Source organism: Streptomyces filipinensis (assembly GCF_014649495.1).
GTDB lineage: Bacteria > Actinomycetota > Actinomycetes > Streptomycetales > Streptomycetaceae > Streptomyces > Streptomyces filipinensis.
Genome location: NZ_BMTD01000002.1, coordinates 435686 through 452516, shown reverse-complemented (window position 1 = coordinate 452516; position 16831 = coordinate 435686). Strand labels below are relative to the sequence as shown.

General features: G+C 72.4%; 15 protein-coding genes. 8 read left to right on the top strand and 7 right to left on the bottom strand.

The genetic code is table 11. The annotated features are described in order from the left end of the window. Nucleotides 1–8: 8 nt before the first annotated feature. The 3 genes from mmpB to IE244_RS07040 all read right to left on the bottom strand — a co-directional run bounded on the left by mmpB (nucleotide 9) and on the right by IE244_RS07040 (nucleotide 2065). A complete protein-coding gene (gene mmpB / locus IE244_RS42725; RefSeq protein ID WP_268252873.1) occupies nucleotides 9–137 on the bottom strand; it encodes a morphogenic membrane protein MmpB in 129 nt (42 codons plus the stop codon). Between the two features lie 107 nt (nucleotides 138–244). Further along, complete coding sequence (locus tag IE244_RS07045) at nucleotides 245–454, bottom strand: acyl-CoA carboxylase epsilon subunit (protein WP_191871749.1); 210 nt, start codon at nucleotides 452–454, stop codon at nucleotides 245–247. A gap of 9 nt (nucleotides 455–463) precedes the next feature. Further along, nucleotides 464–2065, bottom strand: coding sequence for an acyl-CoA carboxylase subunit beta (locus IE244_RS07040; RefSeq protein WP_191871748.1), 1602 nt, complete (start codon nucleotides 2063–2065; stop codon nucleotides 464–466). A 110-nt stretch (nucleotides 2066–2175) separates the two neighbouring features. Between IE244_RS07040 and IE244_RS07035 the strand changes: the two genes are divergently transcribed. Together IE244_RS07035 and IE244_RS07030 are read left to right on the top strand one after the other, a co-directional pair. Beyond that, nucleotides 2176–3036: a biotin--[acetyl-CoA-carboxylase] ligase gene (locus IE244_RS07035; protein ID WP_191871747.1), complete on the top strand. Its 861-nt coding sequence runs from the start codon at nucleotides 2176–2178 to the stop codon at nucleotides 3034–3036. 305 nt (nucleotides 3037–3341) lie between these two features. Further along, nucleotides 3342–4454, top strand: coding sequence for an adenylate/guanylate cyclase domain-containing protein (locus tag IE244_RS07030; RefSeq protein WP_191871746.1), 1113 nt, complete (start codon nucleotides 3342–3344; stop codon nucleotides 4452–4454). A 46-nt stretch (nucleotides 4455–4500) separates the two neighbouring features. Here IE244_RS07030 and IE244_RS07025 read toward each other — a convergent pair whose 3' ends face one another. Next, nucleotides 4501–5103, bottom strand: coding sequence for a hypothetical protein (locus tag IE244_RS07025; protein ID WP_229853987.1), 603 nt, complete (start codon nucleotides 5101–5103; stop codon nucleotides 4501–4503). 196 nt (nucleotides 5104–5299) lie between these two features. On the opposite strand from IE244_RS07025, the gene IE244_RS07020 reads away from it, so the two are divergent. The 3 genes from IE244_RS07020 (at nucleotide 5300) to hutH (ending at nucleotide 8976) form a co-directional block, all read left to right on the top strand. Further along, nucleotides 5300–6094, top strand: a complete 795-nt coding sequence (locus IE244_RS07020) for an enoyl-CoA hydratase/isomerase family protein (RefSeq protein ID WP_191871745.1) — start codon at nucleotides 5300–5302, stop codon at nucleotides 6092–6094. Between the two features lie 112 nt (nucleotides 6095–6206). Next, nucleotides 6207–7349 carry a GGDEF domain-containing protein gene (locus IE244_RS07015; RefSeq protein ID WP_191871744.1) on the top strand — a complete coding sequence of 381 codons (1143 nt, stop codon included), beginning with the start codon at nucleotides 6207–6209 and terminating at the stop codon, nucleotides 7347–7349. A gap of 88 nt (nucleotides 7350–7437) precedes the next feature. Next, complete coding sequence (gene hutH, locus IE244_RS07010) at nucleotides 7438–8976, top strand: histidine ammonia-lyase (RefSeq protein WP_191872133.1); 1539 nt, start codon at nucleotides 7438–7440, stop codon at nucleotides 8974–8976. Nucleotides 8977–9028: 52 nt separating this feature from the next. Here hutH and IE244_RS07005 read toward each other — a convergent pair whose 3' ends face one another. Next, nucleotides 9029–9793 carry a hypothetical protein gene (locus tag IE244_RS07005; RefSeq protein WP_191871743.1) on the bottom strand — a complete coding sequence of 255 codons (765 nt, stop codon included), beginning with the start codon at nucleotides 9791–9793 and terminating at the stop codon, nucleotides 9029–9031. Nucleotides 9794–9835: 42 nt separating this feature from the next. Continuing rightward, nucleotides 9836–10156, bottom strand: a complete 321-nt coding sequence (locus tag IE244_RS07000; RefSeq protein WP_191871742.1) for a hypothetical protein — start codon at nucleotides 10154–10156, stop codon at nucleotides 9836–9838. Between the two features lie 109 nt (nucleotides 10157–10265). Here IE244_RS07000 and IE244_RS06995 point away from each other — a divergent pair, with 109 nt between their 5' ends. The 3 genes from IE244_RS06995 (at nucleotide 10266) to IE244_RS06985 (ending at nucleotide 15714) form a co-directional block, all read left to right on the top strand. Then, entirely contained in the window at nucleotides 10266–10610 is a 345-nt protein-coding gene (locus IE244_RS06995) for a hypothetical protein (protein WP_191871741.1), read from the top strand. Between the two features lie 228 nt (nucleotides 10611–10838). Beyond that, nucleotides 10839–12086: a L,D-transpeptidase gene (locus IE244_RS06990; protein WP_191871740.1), complete on the top strand. Its 1248-nt coding sequence runs from the start codon at nucleotides 10839–10841 to the stop codon at nucleotides 12084–12086. 328 nt (nucleotides 12087–12414) lie between these two features. After that, nucleotides 12415–15714, top strand: a complete 3300-nt coding sequence (locus IE244_RS06985; RefSeq protein WP_191871739.1) for a S8 family peptidase — start codon at nucleotides 12415–12417, stop codon at nucleotides 15712–15714. A 75-nt stretch (nucleotides 15715–15789) separates the two neighbouring features. On the opposite strand, the gene IE244_RS06980 is transcribed toward IE244_RS06985, so the two are convergent. Beyond that, nucleotides 15790–16683 carry a helix-turn-helix domain-containing protein gene (locus IE244_RS06980; RefSeq protein ID WP_191871738.1) on the bottom strand — a complete coding sequence of 298 codons (894 nt, stop codon included), beginning with the start codon at nucleotides 16681–16683 and terminating at the stop codon, nucleotides 15790–15792. Between the last annotated feature and the right edge of the window lie 148 nt (nucleotides 16684–16831).

Sequence of the window (16831 nt, the reverse complement as noted above, 5' to 3'; positions counted from 1 at the left end):
TGGCCGCGCTACCTCAGGCCGAGGACGAGCATGGCCAGGATCATGGCCAGGGCCATGACGAAGCCGAGCCGCCGGAGCATGTCCTGCGCGTCGCGCAGGTCCTTCGGCGGCTCGTCTTCGGGGTCTGACCAGAGCATTCCACCAGCGTGGGCCCTCGGCCGTGCGGGGTGCCTGAGTACCGGTACTCAATTGGCGCCCTGAGCTGTGCGCCTGTACGCGGTGCCCCGCGCCCCCAGGGGTGTCCCTAGCTCGGCCAGTAGGTGCGCGTCCACGACGCCGGGCCCGGCTGGGGAAAGCGGGCCGAAGCGATCCTGCCCGGGTCCGCCCACGCGTCCCGCGGGCCCTCCGCGCCGGACGGCGTGGCCGCTGCCGCCGCGGCGCGGGCGCGGACCACCGCCAGTGCGGCGGCCAGCTCCTCCGGGGTCGGGTTGCCCCGTACGACTCTGATGGTCACAGCGGCTCCTTAGAGGGGGATGTTGCCGTGCTTCTTCGGAGGCAGGGATTCCCGCTTCGTACGCAGCTGACGCAGGCCACGGACGATGTGGGAGCGGGTGTCGGACGGCATGATCACCGCGTCGATGTAGCCGCGCTCGGCCGCCACGTACGGGTTGAGGAGGGCGTCCTCGTACTCCTGGATCAGCCGCGCGCGGGTGCCGTCGACGTCCTCGGCCTCGGCGATGGTGCGGCGGTGCAGGATGTTGACCGCGCCCTGGGCGCCCATCACGGCGATCTGCGCGGTCGGCCAGGCCAGGTTGAGGTCGGCGCCGAGGTGCTTGGAGCCCATGACGTCGTACGCCCCGCCGAAGGCCTTGCGGGTGATGACGGTGATCAGCGGGACCGTCGCCTCCGCGTAGGCGTAGATCAGTTTGGCGCCGCGCCGGATGATGCCGGTGTGCTCCTGGTCGACGCCCGGCAGGAAGCCGGGGACGTCCACGAAGGTCAGCACCGGGACGTTGAACGCGTCGCAGGTGCGCACGAACCGCGCGGCCTTCTCGGACGCGTCGATGTCCAGGCAGCCGGCGAACTGCATCGGCTGGTTGGCGACCACGCCCACGGGGTGGCCCTCGACCCGCCCGAACCCGGTGACGATGTTCGGCGCGAACAGGGCCTGCGTCTCGAAGAACTCGGCGTCGTCCAGGACGTGTTCGACCACCGTGCGGATGTCGTACGGCTGGTTCGCGCTGTCCGGGACGAGGGTGTCCAGCTCGCGGTCCTCGTCGCTGACGGCGAGGTCCGCCTCCTCGGGGAAGACCGGGGCCTCGGAGAGGTTGTTGGACGGCAGGTACGACAGCAGCTGCTTGACGTACTCGATGGCGTCCTTCTCGTCCCCGGCCATGTGGTGGGCCACGCCGGAGGTCGCGTTGTGCGTACGGGCGCCGCCCAGCTCCTCGAAGCCGACGTCCTCGCCGGTGACGGTCTTGATGACGTCCGGGCCGGTGATGAACATGTGCGAGGTCTGGTCGACCATGACCGTGAAGTCGGTGATGGCCGGGGAGTACACGGCTCCGCCGGCGCAGGGGCCGACGACGAGGCTGATCTGCGGGATGACACCGGAGGCGTGGGTGTTGCGGCGGAAGATCTCGCCGTACGCGCCGAGGGAGGCGACCCCCTCCTGGATCCGGGCGCCGCCGGAGTCGTTGATGCCGATGACCGGGCAGCCGGTCTTCAGCGCGAAGTCCATCACCTTGACGATCTTCTGGCCGTAGACCTCGCCCAACGCCCCGCCGAAGACGGTGAAGTCCTGCGAGAACACGGCGACCGGCCGTCCGTCCACCGTGCCGTACCCGGTGACGACACCGTCGCCGTACGGCCGGTTCTTCTCCAGCCCGAAGTTCGTGGACCGGTGCCGGGCGAACTCGTCGAGCTCGACGAACGACCCCTCGTCCAGCAGCAGCTCGATCCGCTCACGCGCCGTCAGCTTGCCCTTGGCGTGCTGCTTTTCGACGGCGCGCTCCGAGCCGGCGTGCGTCGCCTCATGGATGCGACGCTGGAGATCCGCGAGCTTGCCCGCGGTCGTGTGAATGTCGATCCCTTGGATCTCGTGGCGCTCTTCCGGCTCGGACATCGGGATGCGGCTCCCTGCCTGCTCAAAAGGGGGGACGGTTACTCATCCGTAGAGTAGTGCTGGGCCCGGGCGTCGGCAGTGCGGCGTTTCCCACACCTAGGGTGACTTGCATGACGCCGCACAATGCATCAGACGACAGCCGCTGGTCCGACCTGGACCGTCCTCCGTTGAACGCCGTGGCACTGCGGCGCGCACTGGTCCGGGAGGGAGGTCTGTACCGCGAGGTGGACGTGGTGCAGCGCACCGGCTCCACCAACTCCGACCTGGTCGCGCGGGCCGCCGCCGGCCGGGCCGGTGAGGGCGCGGTGCTGGTGGCGGAGGAACAGACGGCGGGCAAGGGCCGGCTGGACCGCCGCTGGACGGCGCCGCCGCGCTCGGGCCTCTTCTTCTCGGTGCTGTTGCGGCCCGTCGAGGTGCCGGTGGCGCGGTGGGGCTGGGTGCCGCTGCTCACCGGTGTCGCCGTGGCGACCGGGCTGGCCCGGGCGGCGGGCGTGGACACGGCCCTGAAGTGGCCGAACGACCTGCTGGTGACGGTGGAGGGCGAGGAGCGCAAGGCCGGGGGCATCCTCGCGGAGCGGGCCGGCACCGACGGTGTGGTCGTCGGGGTCGGCATCAACGTCACGCTGCGCGCGGACGAACTGCCGGTGCCGCAGGCGGGGTCGCTGGTGCTGGCCGGGGCGACGGGCACGGACCGGGATCCGCTGCTGCGGGCGGTGCTGCGGTCGTTGGAGGACTGGTACGGGCGCTGGCGGGCGGCGGGCGGGGACCCTGCCGCCAGTGGCCTTCAGGAGGCGTACGCGGCGGGGTGCGCGACGCTGGGGCGCACGGTGCGGGCCGAGCTGCCGGGGGAGCGTTCGATCGTGGGCGAGGCCGTGGCGGTCGACGGGGACGGGCGGCTCGTCATCGCGACACAGGAGGGGACGCGGGAGCCGGTGGGAGCGGGGGACATCGTCCATCTGCGCCCCGCGTGACGCCGCCCGCGGCTGCGGTGCGGCTCGGGCGTGCGGCGAGTGCAGCGCCCCGCAAGGGGCGCGGGGAACTGCGCGATCAGCCCCCCGGGACCCGCGGTCGGCAAGGGTGGAAGCATCCCGGACCTGGTCCGATGCGGGGGTCTGGGGGCGGCAGCCCCCAAGGTGGCAGGCACCGACGCCGGCCAGCGCACCCGGTACCGGGAAGTGAACCGCCGGCCGAACCCGACGGAGTGAGCTGGCGCACACCTGCCGTAGAGTTGAGGCCGGTCGAAACGTGACCGCGGCAGATCGGAAGGGCAGCAGGCGTGACCGTCGACGACACGGGCTCCGGCGCGGGCGCGGACGCGGACGCCGCCGATCCGGGCGAGGACCCGCTGGCCCTGCGCCTCGAACAGCTCATCCTGGGCGCCGAGCGCCGCTACACCCCGTTCCAGGCGGCCCGCAGCGCCGGCGTCTCCATGGAGCTGGCCTCACGGTTCTGGCGGGCCATGGGCTTCGCCGACATCGGCCAGGCCAAGGCGCTCACCGAGGCCGACGTTCTGGCCCTGCGCCGCCTCGCCGGTCTGGTCGAAGCGGGGCTGCTCAGCGAGGCCATGGCGGTGCAGGTGGCCCGGTCCACCGGGCAGACCACCGCCCGGTTGGCCGAGTGGCAGATGGATTCCTTCCTGGAGGGCCTGACCGAGCCGCCCGAGCCGGGAATGACCCGCACCGAGGTGACGTATCCGATCGTCGAGCTGCTCCTGCCCGAGCTGGAGGAGTTCCTGGTCTACGTCTGGCGCCGCCAGCTCGCCGCCTCGGCCGGACGGGTCGTGCAGTCGGCGGACGACGAGGAGATGGTCGACCGGCGGCTCGCCGTCGGCTTCGCCGACCTCGTCGGGTTCACCCGGCTGACCCGCCGGATGGAGGAGGAGGAGCTCGGCGAGCTGGTCGAGGCGTTCGAGACGACGGCCGCCGACCTGGTGGCCGCGCGCGGCGGCCGGCTGATCAAGACCCTCGGCGACGAGGTGCTGTACGCGGCCGACGACGCCGGTGTCGCCGCGGACATCGCGCTGCGGCTGGTCGAGACGCTGGCGAACGACGAGACGATGCCGGAGCTGCGGGTCGGCATGGCGTTCGGCACGGTCACCACTCGTATGGGTGATGTGTTCGGTACGACGGTGAACCTGGCCTCCCGGCTGACCTCGATAGCCCCCCGGGACGCCGTGCTGGTGGACAGCGCCTTCGCCGAGGAGCTGATCCGCGCCGGTGAGGCGCCCGCCTCCGAGGCCGAGGCGGCCGAGGCCGCCGCGGCCGCCGAGAAGGAGGGCGAGGAGCCGCCGGTGTACCGCTTCGCGCTGCAGCCGATGTGGCAGCGGCCGGTCCGCGGGCTCGGTGTGGTCGAGCCCTGGCTGCTGACCCGGCGCGACGGCCAGCCGTAACGCCGTAACCCTCGCGCGGTCGTCCGGCCGTCCTTTCCGTAGCGCGTCAGTGGCCGGAGTGGCCGGAGTGGCCGTGTGCGTCCACGCACAGGCCCAGCACCGGTACGCACAGCCCGCCCGGACCGGGGTCCGCGGAGCCGTGGGTGGGCGCCGGGGTGGCCGGTGCGGTCCGGGAGGGCGTCGGGGCCGGGGGCGGGGCGGACGTCGTCGGCGAGGGGCGTGACGGGGTGTCCGGGACGGAGGCCGGCCTGGTGGGGGCGGCGTTCGGCGCGGCGGTGCTGCCGGGTGGTGCCGTGGGCGTGGCCCGGCCGGTGCGGGTCCCGCCCGGAGCGGTGGCCGCCGGCACGAGCGCGCGGCCGCCCATGACGGAGGTCGCCGAGGGCAGCGCGGTGGGGCTCGCGGCGACCGTGGCGGCGGTGTTCCCCGCGTGGTCCGTGGCGCCCCCGTCGGGGCGGGGTTCGGCCTCCGCCGTGCCCGGGACTCCGACCCCCGAGTCCGGCGTGACCCGGAGCAGGCTGAGCGCGCCCGCGGCCAGGGCGAGCCCGCCGGCGGCGAGCAGCACCTTGCGAGGGCGTGGCTTGCGGTGCCGTCCGCGTCGTACGGCGGACGCCCCGGCCGGCTCGCCGTGCCCCTCCGGCCCCTCTGACATGGTTCCCCTCCCCGCCGTGCCCCGGGCGTGCCGTGGCGGACGCACGCTATGCGGTCCTGTGGGCGATGTGGGGCGGGACGGGCGGGATGTCACTCGAACGGGCGTAGCCCCGTGGGCTTTCCCGAGGTCGGGTACGGCTGCGATGATCGGCCCGACAGTGCGTTAACACGCGTTAACACGTCAGCCGGAGGGTGTCATGGGCGAGGAGCGGTTCGGGGAGTTCGTGCTGGTGCGGCGGCACGGGTACGTCGCGGAGCTGGTGCTGGACCGGCCCAAGGCCATGAACGCCGTCTCGACGGAGATGGCCCGCTCCCTCGCCGGCGCGTGCGCGGCGCTGGCCGCCGACCGGGACGCGCGTGTGGTGGTCCTGACCTCGTCCCACGAGCGGGCGTTCTGTGTCGGGGCGGACCTGAAGGAGCGGAACTCCTTCAGCGACGCCGACCTGCTGCGGCAGCGGCCGGTGGCGCGCGGGGCGTACACCGGGGTGCTGGAGCTGCCGATGCCGACGATCGCGGCGGTGCACGGGTTCGCGCTGGGCGGGGGTTTCGAGCTGGCCCTGTCCTGCGATCTGATCGTGGCCGACCGTACGGCGGTGGTGGGGCTGCCGGAGGTGTCCGTGGGCGTGATTCCGGGCGGTGGCGGTACGCAGCTGCTGCCGCGGCGGGTCGGGGCGGCGCGGGCGGCGGAGCTGATCTTCTCGGCGCGGCGGGTGGAGGCGGCGGAGGCGGCCGGGCTGGGGCTGGTCGACCAGCTCGTGGACGCGGGGCGCGACCGCGAGGAGGCCCTCGCGCTGGCCGCCCGTATCGCCGGGAACTCGCCGGTCGGGCTGCGGGCCGCCAAGCGGGCGCTGCGCCTGGGGCACGGGCTGGATCTGCGGGCGGGTCTTGAGGTCGAGGACGCGGCGTGGCGTTCCGTGGCGTTCTCGGGGGACCGGGCGGAGGGCGTGGCGGCGTTCAACGAGAAGCGCGAGCCGCAGTGGCCGGGCGAGTAGGGCGCCCCGCGCCGCGGCCCCGGTGGACCCGCACCCGGCCTTCCGCGAGGGCCCACCACCTGATCGCCGCACCCACGTCCCGAATCCCGCAAATCATCCCTAACCTGGAGTAATGGGCGAGGACAGGAGGCTGGCCGCGGTCGTGGCGCTGGCGCAGGGGATGGCGGCGGCCCGCACCCCGCGTGACACCTGGCAGGCCGCCGCGCTCGGCGCCTGCCGGGCGCTGGACGGCGGGTTCGCCGCACTGTCGGTGTGGGAGCGGCAGCTGGGTCGTCTGCGCGTCCTCGTGAACGTGGGGGACCGGTGCCCGGACGAGGAGGAGTTCCCGGAGTCCGAGGCCTACCCGGTGCACCAGTTCCCGGAGATCACCGAGTTCCTGCACGAGCGGTGGGCCGGCGGCGGCGGGGCCAACGCCTGGGTGGAGACCGCCGAGGGGACCGCCGCCGGCACCCCCGGGTACTTCCACCGGCGCGTCGCCGCCCTGCGCCGCAGGGGGCGCGGCTGCTGTGTCGTCGCGCCCGTCGTGCTGCACGGCCGGGCCTGGGGCGAGCTGTACGTCGCCCGTCCCGTCGACGCCCCCGTCTTCGACCGGGCCGACGCCGACTTCGCCACCGTGCTGGCCTCCGTCGTGGCCGCCGGGCTCGCCCAGACCGAGCGGCTGGAGGAGGCCCGCCGGCTGGCGTTCACCGACGCCCTCACCGGACTCGCCAACCGCCGGGCCGTGGACGTGCGCCTGGAGGAGGCCGTCGAGCGGCACCGCACGCAGGGCGCGGCCGTCAGTCTCGTCGTCTGCGATCTCAACGGGCTGAAGCGGGTCAACGACACCCTCGGGCACGCCGTGGGCGACCGGCTGCTGGAGCGTTTCGGCTCGGTGCTGTCGCTGTGCGGGGCGATGGTGCCGGGCGCGCTTGCCGCGCGGCTCGGCGGGGACGAGTTCTGTCTGCTGGCGGTCGGGCCGCCCGCCGACGACGTCGTCAAGGCGGCGGACGAACTGTGCCGCAGGGCGGGGGAGTTGGAGCTGGGGGAAGGTGTGGCGTGCGGGATCGCCTCGACCGAGGACCCGATCGGGGAGGTGCGCGACGCCCGGCGGCTGTTCCGGCTCGCCGACGCGGCCCAGTACCGGGCCAAGGCCCTGGGCGTGGACCGGCCGGTGGTCGCGGGCCGGGAGGGGCCGCAGGATCCGGTCGTCCGGCTGGCCGACGAGCCGCCGCCGGCGCAGGCCGAACGGCGCCGGTTCCGCGGACGCCGGCCGTGAGGCGAAGCCCACACGCTTCGGTAAGGGGCACTCCCGTCCGCCACTAGTGACATCCCCGCATTCAATGCGTACGCTCCTGAATATGGATATGCACACTGTGGTGGTGGGGACGTCCGGTGTCACGGCGTCCGACGTTCTCGCCGTGGCGCGCGGCGGTGCCCGCGTCGAGCTGTCGGCGCAGGCGGTGGCGGCCCTCGCCGCGGCCCGCGAGATCGTGGACGCCCTGGCGGCCAAGCCGGAACCGGTCTACGGCGTCTCCACCGGCTTCGGTGCCCTGGCGACCCGGCACATCAGCCAGGAACTGCGCGCCCAGCTGCAGCGCAACATCGTCCGCTCGCACGCCGCCGGCATGGGACCGAGGGTCGAGCGGGAGGTCGTAAGGGCCCTGATGTTCCTGCGCCTGAAGACGGTCTGCTCCGGGCACACCGGCGTCCGGCCCGAGGTCGCGCAGACCATGGCCGACGTGCTGAACGCCGGGATCACCCCGGTCGTCCACGAGTACGGCTCCCTCGGCTGCTCCGGCGACCTGGCCCCGCTGTCCCACTGCGCCCTGACCCTCATGGGCGAGGGGGACGCGGAAGGCCCCGACGGCACCGTCCGGCCCGCCGGTGAGCTGCTCGCCGAGCACGGGATCCAGCCCGTCGAGCTGCGCGAGAAGGAGGGCCTCGCCCTCCTCAACGGCACCGACGGCATGCTCGGCATGCTGGTCATGGCCCTCGCCGACCTCGACACCCTCTACAAGTCCGCTGACATCACCGCCGCGCTCAGCCTGGAGGCGCTGCTCGGCACGGACAAGGTGCTCGCCCCCGAGCTGCACGCCATCCGTCCGCACCCGGGCCAGGGCGCCTCCGCCGCCAACATGCTCGCCGTGCTGCAGGGCTCCCAGCTCACCGGCCACCACCAGGACGACGCGCCGCGCGTCCAGGACGCCTACTCGGTGCGCTGTGCCCCGCAGGTCGCCGGTGCCGGACGCGACACCATGGCGCACGCCCGTCTGGTCGCCGAGCGGGAACTCGCCTCCGCCGTCGACAACCCGGTCGTGCTGCCCGACGGCCGCGTGGAGTCCAACGGCAACTTCCACGGCGCGCCCGTGGCCTACGTCCTGGACTTCCTCGCCATCGCCGCGGCCGACCTCGGCTCCATCGCCGAGCGTCGCACCGACCGGCTGCTGGACAAGAACCGCAGCCACGGCCTGCCGCCGTTCCTCGCCGACGACGCCGGCGTCGACTCCGGGCTGATGATCGCCCAGTACACGCAGGCCGCGCTGGTCAGCGAGATGAAGCGGCTGGCCGTACCCGCCTCCGCGGACTCCATCCCGTCCTCCGCCATGCAGGAGGACCACGTCTCCATGGGCTGGTCGGCCGCGCGCAAGCTGCGCACCGCCGTGGGCAACCTGACCCGGATCATCGCCGTCGAGCTGTACGCGGCCACCCGCGCCATCGAGCTGCGCGAGGGCCTCACCCCGGCGCCGGCGTCCCGGGCCGTCATCGAGGCCGTGCGCGCCGCCGGTGTGCAGGGCCCGGGCCCGGACCGGTTCCTGGCGCCCGACCTGGCCGCCGCCGACGCGTTCGTGCGCGGCGGCCACCTCGTCACCGCGGCGGAGTCGGTCACCGGCCCGCTGCAGTAACGTCCCGGCACAGGAGACAGGGGCCCCGCCGTGCGGGGCCCCTGTCTTCGTGTCACTTCAGCTTGGCCTGCTGGGCCTTGACGACGTCCGGCGAGACCACGTACGCCTTCTTGCCCATCATCGCGCCCAGGTTCGACGTGAAGTAGACCGACAGGGTGTTCCCGAGCCGGACGACCTCGGCGTGGACGGGCGCCGCGTCCCCGTCGTCCGAGTCCATCGTCGCGGTGAACGCCGCCGCCCCGTCCCCGGTGTCCGTCGCCTTCTCCGCGGCGACCTTGGTGAACCGCACCTTCGTGCCCGCCTGCTGGGCGGGGAAGCCGCTTCCGCAGTCCTTGACCGCGGCGGAGACCGACGCGAGTGCCTGCTCCGCGCCGTTCCCCTCGTACGAGGCGAGGGTGACCGTGGTGACGTCCCGGTCCATGGACCTGTGCATCGCTTCCTCGAACTTCTTCCCGTCGAGGTCGTCCAGCGAGGTCGGCTTGGCCGAGGGGGACTTCTTCGGGTTCTCCATCGCCAGCCGGTCGGCCTTCGCCACCGCCTCGGCCGGCGGGAGCGCGCTCATCACGCGGACCAGCGGCCGGCACGGCGCGCTGTCGGTCGTGATCGGCTTGGCTCGGGCGGCCGGCACGGGCCCCACCTGGTACCCGGGCACCTCGCCCGCGGCGATGATCCGCTTCTTCAACTCCGCGGCGCTCAGCGCCTTCGCGGCCGTACCGGACTTCTTCGCATCCCCCTGGGAGCAGCCGGTGACAAGGGCGAACGACAGCGCACTCACAGCCACGGCGGCGCACAGCCGTACGCCCGATGATCTCTTCATGGGCGAACTATGTGTGGCCCGTCAAAGGATCGTCAAGGGAAATTAAAAGCCCATGCGTTCGCGGCGCACCGAATAGAGCACGAAGCCGGCGCCCACCCCGAGGAAGAGGGTGCCGCCCACGACGTACGGTGTGGTGTCCGGGCTTCCGGTGTCGGCGAGTTCGGTGTCGTCCGCCGCGTCCCGTGCGCTGTCCGCTGCCGCCTGTGACACCGCCCTGGCCTGCTGTGTCATACGGGTCGTGGAGGTTTCCGCATGCGCTTTGGCCGAGTCCTGCGACGCGTTCGCGGACGGGACGAACCACAGCGCGCACAGCAGGGTGCCCGCAGCGGTGGCGGTCAGCAGCGGACGGCGAGCGGATGACACGGAATATCGATCCCCTTGTGACGCTGGCGAATTGGCCGTGGGGGGCGATGTTAGTGAAAGTAGCGGGTCACAGGAAAGTCACGGGAGGTTTCGGTCGTACTCTCCCGCCATGAGTGCTGAAGAGACATCACGTTTTGTACAGCTTCGCGTGGAGCTGGTCCTCGAAGTGCAGGACGAGGACGAGGTGACCAAGGCCGCGCTGCGCCGGCTCGCCCGGGATCCGGAGCTTCCGGAGGCGGAGCGGTCGCAGGCCGAGGCGGCTGTGACGGAAGACACCGCCGAGGCCCTTGCGTATCTCGTGGACCCGTTCGACCTGGTCAGCGAGGTGCCCGGGGTGGAGCTCCAGCAGGCCTCCTGGTCGAGCGAGCGGATCGACTACGACCCGGACTCGCCCGACTGGGACCTCGACGAGGATGATGGGGAGGACGACGAGGAAGAGGACGGCATCGGCTGAGCGTCCCGGGGCACCCATGGCCCCGGACGGCAACCGCCGTCCGGGGTTTCGTCGTCCCGGGGGGCGCACCGATGACTTCCGCACCACCCGCCTCGGGGCACCGTGGCCGGCGTGGTGCGCCTAACACATGCGAACCATGTGAAAAGGGATGGATCGCCCGTAGCCTGGATGGTTCGCAACGGGGGCCTCGGGGGTTTCACGATTTCGGCAACGATGGAGAAGCGTGTGATGACGGACAGTAAGCGGAGCAGGGGCCTGATGGTCGCGTCCGCACTGCTCGGTAGTGTGCTGGCACTCACGGGCTGTTCCGGCGGCGGCAACGCCAAGGCGTCCGACAAGGGAAGCAGCTCACAGGCGAAGGCCGACGAGGCGGCGGCCAAGAAGTCGTCCGTGGCCCAGATCACCATCACGCCCAGGGACGGCTCGGACAACGCCTCCATCAACAACTCGGCCGGCGTCACGGTCGCCAAGGGCACGCTCACCGGCGTCACGATGACCACCCAGGACGGCAGGGCCGTCGCCGGGCAGCTCTCCGCCGACCGGAAGAGCTGGAAGCCGACCGTCCAACTGCAGCGCTCCACCACCTACAAGGTCGCCGCGCAGGCCAAGGACTCCGAGGGCCGCATAGCCAACGAGAACGCGTCCTTCACCACCGTCTCCCCGGCCAACAGCTTCATCGGCACCTTCACCCCGGACGACGGCGCGACCGTCGGCGTCGGCATGCCGGTCTCGCTCAACTTCGACAAGGCCATCACCAACAAGGCGGCCGTGCAGAAGGGTGTCACGGTCACCTCCAGCAGCGGCCAGGAGGTCGCCTGCCACTGGTTCAGCGCCAACCGCATGGACTGCCGCCCGGACCAGTACTGGAAGGCGGGTTCCACCGTCACCCTGAAGCTCGCGCTCGACGGTGTCCAGGGCGCGCCCGGCGTCACCGGCATCCAGCAGAAGACGGTCACCTTCCACATCGGCCGCAACCAGGTCTCCTACGTCGACGCGAAGACCAAGCAGATGAAGGTCACGCAGGACGGCAAGGTCGTCAAGACCATCCCGATCTCCGCCGGCGCCCCCGAGCACACCACCTACCAGGGCCAGATGGTGATCTCGGAGAAGTTCAAGCAGACCCGCATGAACGGCGCGACGGTCGGCTTCAAGGACGGCGACGGCAAGGGCGAGTACGACATCAAGGACGTGCCGCACGCCATGCGCCTGACCAACTCCGGCACCTTCATCCACGGCAACTACTGGGGCGCCCCGTCCGTCTTCGGCGGCGTCAACACCAGCCACGGCTGCGTCGGCCTGCAGGACAAGAAGGGCGCGGACGACCCGAACACGCCGGCCGCCTGGTTCTACAGCCACTCGTTGATCGGTGACGTGGTCGTCGTCCAGAACACCGGCGACAAGACGGTCTCCCCCGACAACGGCCTCAACGGCTGGAACATGAGCTGGGCCCAGTGGAAGGCCGGCTCGGCCGTCTGACGCCCCCTCGGTCCCTCCGGTGCCGCCCCCCTCGGGGGGCGGCACCGTCGTTTCCGGGCATGGTCACCCACGACTCCGCGAGCGCGAACAAGGCCCCGAGGCTGGCCACCATCCGCGCGGGACGGATCGCGGTGAAGGCGAACGCCGGCGCCCGACCGCTCCCAACGCCCCTCGCTGACACGGAACTTCGTGGGGTTGAGCCGTCTGATCACCCCCCGGCATACTGCGTGGCCCGGGATGGCGTGCGGATGTACGGCGCCACCCCCGGCCGGGCGAACGGGGAATTCGCCCGGTACTCCGTCTCCAGGGGGAGAACTTGCGCAGACAAGTGAAAAGAGCTGCTGCGGCCGGTGTCGCCACGGCCGCAGCCGTCGCCCTCGCCGCGGGTATGACCAGCCCGGCGTCGGCGAGGCCCGCGGAGCGCACCCCGACCGCCGTCTCCGCGCTCACCGCAAGGACCCACGTCACCCTCATCACCGGTGACCGTGTCGCCCTGGACGCCAAGGGCCGGATCGTCGGCCTGCAGCGGGCCAAGGGCCGCGAGCACATACCCTTCCAGGTCCGCAGGACCAAGGGCCACACCCTGGTCGTCCCGGCCGACGCGGCCCGCCTGGTGGCCTCCGGCACGCTGGACCAGCGCCTGTTCGACGTCACCGAGCTGGACAAGGCCGCCACCCGCAGGGCCCAGAAGGACGGCCTGAAGGTCATCGTCGGCTACCGCGGTCCCGCCGCGGCGGCCAAGGCGGCCGTCCGGGACGCGGGCCACCTGCGCCGCAGCCTGTCCGCCCTCGACGCCGACGCCGTGCAGACGCCGGTCGCGGACGCCGCCGGGCTGTGGCACGCCGTCACCCGCGGCGACCGGGCCGCCTCCGGCATCGCGCACGTCTGGCTCGACGGCGTCCGCAGGGCCTCGCTCGACAAGTCCGTGCCGCAGATCGGCGCCCCCGTCGCGTGGAAGGCCGGCTACACCGGCAAGGGTGTGAAGGTCGCCGTCCTGGACACCGGTGTGGACACCAGCCACCCGGACCTCAGGAACCAGGTGACCGCGTCCCGGAACTTCACCGCCGCGGCCGACGCCGCCGACCACTTCGGGCACGGCACGCACGTCGCCTCCATCGTGGCGGGCACCGGCGCCGGGTCGGGCGGCACGTACAAGGGGGTCGCCCCGGACGCCAAGATCCTGAACGGCAAGGTCCTGGACGACACCGGCTCCGGTGACGACTCCGGCATCCTCGCCGGCATGGAGTGGGCCGCCGCGCAGGGCGCCTCCGTGGTCAACCTCAGCCTCGGCGGCCCTGACAGCCCCGGGACCGACCCCCTGGAGGCCGAGGTCGACAAGCTCTCCGCCACCAAGGGCGTCCTGTTCGCGATCGCCGCGGGCAACGACGGGCCGCGGTCGATCGGTTCGCCGGGCAGCGCGGACGCCGCGCTCACCGTCGGCGCCGTCGACAAGAAGGACAAGCTCGCCGACTTCTCCTCCACCGGCCCGCGCATCGGCGACGGTGCCATCAAGCCGGACGTCACCGCGCCCGGCGTGGACATCACCGCCGCGGCGGCCAAGGGCAGCGTCATCGACAAGGAGGTCGGCGAGAAGCCCGAGGGCTACCTGACCCTCTCCGGCACCTCGATGGCCACCCCGCACGTCGCGGGCGCCGCCGCGATCCTCAAGCAGGAGCACCCCGACTGGGGCTACGCCGAGCTGAAGGGCGCGCTGACCGGCTCCGCCAGGGGCGGCGCCTACACGCCGTTCCAGCAGGGCGCGGGCCGTATCGCGGTCGACAAGGCCTACCGGCAGACCGTCATCGCCGACCCGGTCTCGGTGAACTTCGGTCTGCAGCAGTGGCCGCACACCGACGACAAGCCGGTCACCCGTCGGGTGACGTACCGCAACCTCGGCGACAAGGCCGTCACGCTCACCCTGAGCAGCACCGCCGCCGACCCCGAGGGGCACGCCGCCCCGTCGGGCTTCTTCACGCTCGGCGCGACGAAGGTGACGGTCCCGGCGCACGGCAGGGCCGCCGTCGGCCTCACCGTCGACACCAGGCTGGGCGGCACCCTCGACGGCGCCTACTCCGCGTACGTGACCGCGGCCGGCGCCGGCCAGACGGTCCGCACGGCCGCCGCGGTGCAGCGCGAGGTGGAGTCGTACGACGTCACGCTGAAGTTCATCGGCCGTGACGGCAAGCCGGCCACGTACTACAACGCCGACCTCAGCGGCGTGGGCGGCCTCGCGCACGGCACGGAGCTGAACCCGTACGACCCGTCCGGCACGGTGAAGGTGCGCGCCCCCAAGGGCACGTACCTGCTCAACTCCTCCGTCCTCGGGGACCGGGACGGCACCCACGGCACCGACTGGATCGTCCGGCCGAAGCTGACCGTCGCCGGGAAGCAGACCCTCACGATCGACGCGCGGGAGGCCAAGCCGGTGGACGTCACCGTCCCGGCCCCGGGCGCGACGTCGCGGTTCGCCTCGCCGGGATACACCCTCACGGTCGGCGACGACGAGTACGGCTACAGCTGGTTCCTGGACACGTACCAGAACTTCCGCACCGCCCACCTGGGCCCGAAGCTCCCCGCCGGACAGCTGTTCCAGCAGTGGGACGGCCACTGGACCAAGGGGACGAGCGAGCAGTACGACGTCACCAGCGGCGGCCCGGTCACCCGGCTGGCCACCGGTTACACCCGTCACTACAGGGCGAGCGAGCTGGCCACCGTCAAGGCCGGGCTCGGCGCCTCCGCGCGCGGCAAGACCGGATCGCTCAGCGCGACCGGCTGGCTGCCCGGCAGCCTGGGTGCCTCGTCCATCGACCTGCCGCAGCGGCTGCCCGGCACCCGCACCCTGCACCTGTCGGCCGGCGGCGGGGTCCTGTGGGACCTGCAGTTCACCCAGTACGGCGGGGTCGACCAGGACGGCTTCCCGCTGCCGGACGCGGCGTACTCGCTCGGCCAGTCCTCCTTCAAGGCCGGCCGCAGCTACACGAAGAAGGTGGCCACCGCGGTGTTCGGCCCGCACGTCGACAAGGACTTCGGCCTCTACCGCAGCGGCAACGAGATCTACGGCGCGCTGCCGCTGTTCGCCGACTCCGCGAGGCACGCCGGGTCCTCGGCCTTCACCTCGGTGCACACGACCCTGTACCGCGACGGCACCAAGATCGGCTCCACCGGCGACCCGCTGTTCGGCGACACGCCCTTCAAGGTTCCGGCCGGGGACGCCGCGTACAAGCTGACCACCTCGGTCCGGCGCTCGGCGAAGGTCGCCCGGGCCTCCTCGCGGATCGACGCGACCTGGACCTTCCGCTCCAGGAGGGCCTCCGGCACCGCCGTCCAGCTCCCCGCCTCCGTCCCGCACTACGGCATCGCGACCGGCCTGGACAGCCGGGTCACGGCCGGCGAGGCCGTGACCTTCCCGGTCGGCGTGGAGGGCGCGGCGGCGGGCGGCAACCTGAAGTCCCTCGCCGTGTACGTCTCCTACGACGGCAGGACCTTCACGAAGGTCGACGTCCGTGACGGCAGGATCACCGTCGAGAACCCGGCGAAGGGCAAGTCCCTCTCCCTCCGCTCCGAGATCACCGACAGGAAGGGCAACACGTCGCAGCTCACGATCTACGACGCGTACTTCGGCAAGTGAGCCGCAGCGCTCCCTGAGGTGAGGGGCACCCGGAGTCATGGACTCCGGGTGCCCCTCGCGTACGGAGGCGGGACGCTAGGCCGACGGCACCGTGTGGGCCGCGTCCGTGCCCCAGCTGGCCAGCAGCCGCAGGGAGTCGGCGGACGGGGAGCCCGGTTCGGCGTGGTAGGTCAGCAGGGACTGGTCCGTGTCGTCCGTCAGGCGGAACGACTCGAAGTTCAGGGACAGGTCGCCCACCAGCGGATGGTGCAGGCGCTTGACGCCGTGGCTCTTCTCCTTGACGTCGTGGGTCGCCCACAGCCGGCGGAACTCCTCGCTCTTGACGGAGAGTTCACCGACGAGCGCCGACAGCCGCGGGTCGTCGGGGTAGCAGCCCGCGTCCATGCGCAGGGCGCACACGATGTCGATCGCCTTCTGCTCCCAGTCGACGAACAGGTCGCGGTAGTCCGGGCGCAGGAACACCAGCCGGGCCCAGTTGCGCTCGGCCGCCGGCAGCTCCGCCCAGTCCCCGAAGAGCGCCGCCGCCATCCGGTTCCAGGCGAGGATCTCCGAGCGGCGCCCCACGACGTAGGCCGGCACGCCGTCCATCGTGTCCAGCAGCTGGCGCAGCGAGGAGCGGACCTGCTGCTGGCGCGCCGACGGCTTCTTCTTGTGCGACTTCGGTTTCGCCAGATGCGTCAGGTGCGCGTGCTCGGCGTCCGACAGCCTCAGCGCCCGGGCGATCGAGTCGAGGACCTCCGCCGAGACGTTCCGCCCGTTGCCCTGTTCGAGGCGGGTGTAGTACGCCACCGAGACCCCGGCCAGCTGCGCGAGCTCCTCGCGGCGCAGCCCCGGCACGCGCCGGTGCCGGCCGAAATCGGGCAGCCCGACGTCCTCCGGCTTCAGGCGGGCCCGCCGACTGCGCAGGAACTCGCTCAGCTCGGCCCGCCGGTCCAGCGGCGGGGAGGCGGGCAGCGGGTGGTTCTCCATACGTCCAGTATTCACGGTCGTACGCACAGGAACCTGACCCCGCCAGTGGTAGGCACGGCAGACGTACGCAGAGGCGTGGTCTGGGTGGGCGCCGTAGCGTGAGAGAGAGTGGTTGCGTGCCCGGCGGAAAGGCAGCCGGGCACGATGA

Coding starts and splice junctions, on each gene's coding strand:
- mmpB (WP_268252873.1), bottom strand. CDS start 137: ATGCTCTGGTCAGACCCCGAAGACGAGCCGCCGAAGGACCTGCGCGAC.
- IE244_RS07040 (WP_191871748.1), bottom strand. CDS start 2,065: ATGTCCGAGCCGGAAGAGCGCCACGAGATCCAAGGGATCGACATTCAC.
- IE244_RS07035 (WP_191871747.1), top strand. CDS start 2,176: ATGACGCCGCACAATGCATCAGACGACAGCCGCTGGTCCGACCTGGAC.
- IE244_RS07025 (WP_229853987.1), bottom strand. CDS start 5,103: ATGTCAGAGGGGCCGGAGGGGCACGGCGAGCCGGCCGGGGCGTCCGCC.
- IE244_RS07020 (WP_191871745.1), top strand. CDS start 5,300: ATGGGCGAGGAGCGGTTCGGGGAGTTCGTGCTGGTGCGGCGGCACGGG.
- IE244_RS07015 (WP_191871744.1), top strand. CDS start 6,207: ATGGGCGAGGACAGGAGGCTGGCCGCGGTCGTGGCGCTGGCGCAGGGG.
- hutH (WP_191872133.1), top strand. CDS start 7,438: ATGCACACTGTGGTGGTGGGGACGTCCGGTGTCACGGCGTCCGACGTT.
- IE244_RS07005 (WP_191871743.1), bottom strand. CDS start 9,793: ATGAAGAGATCATCGGGCGTACGGCTGTGCGCCGCCGTGGCTGTGAGT.
- IE244_RS06995 (WP_191871741.1), top strand. CDS start 10,266: ATGAGTGCTGAAGAGACATCACGTTTTGTACAGCTTCGCGTGGAGCTG.
- IE244_RS06990 (WP_191871740.1), top strand. CDS start 10,839: ATGACGGACAGTAAGCGGAGCAGGGGCCTGATGGTCGCGTCCGCACTG.
- IE244_RS06980 (WP_191871738.1), bottom strand. CDS start 16,683: ATGGAGAACCACCCGCTGCCCGCCTCCCCGCCGCTGGACCGGCGGGCC.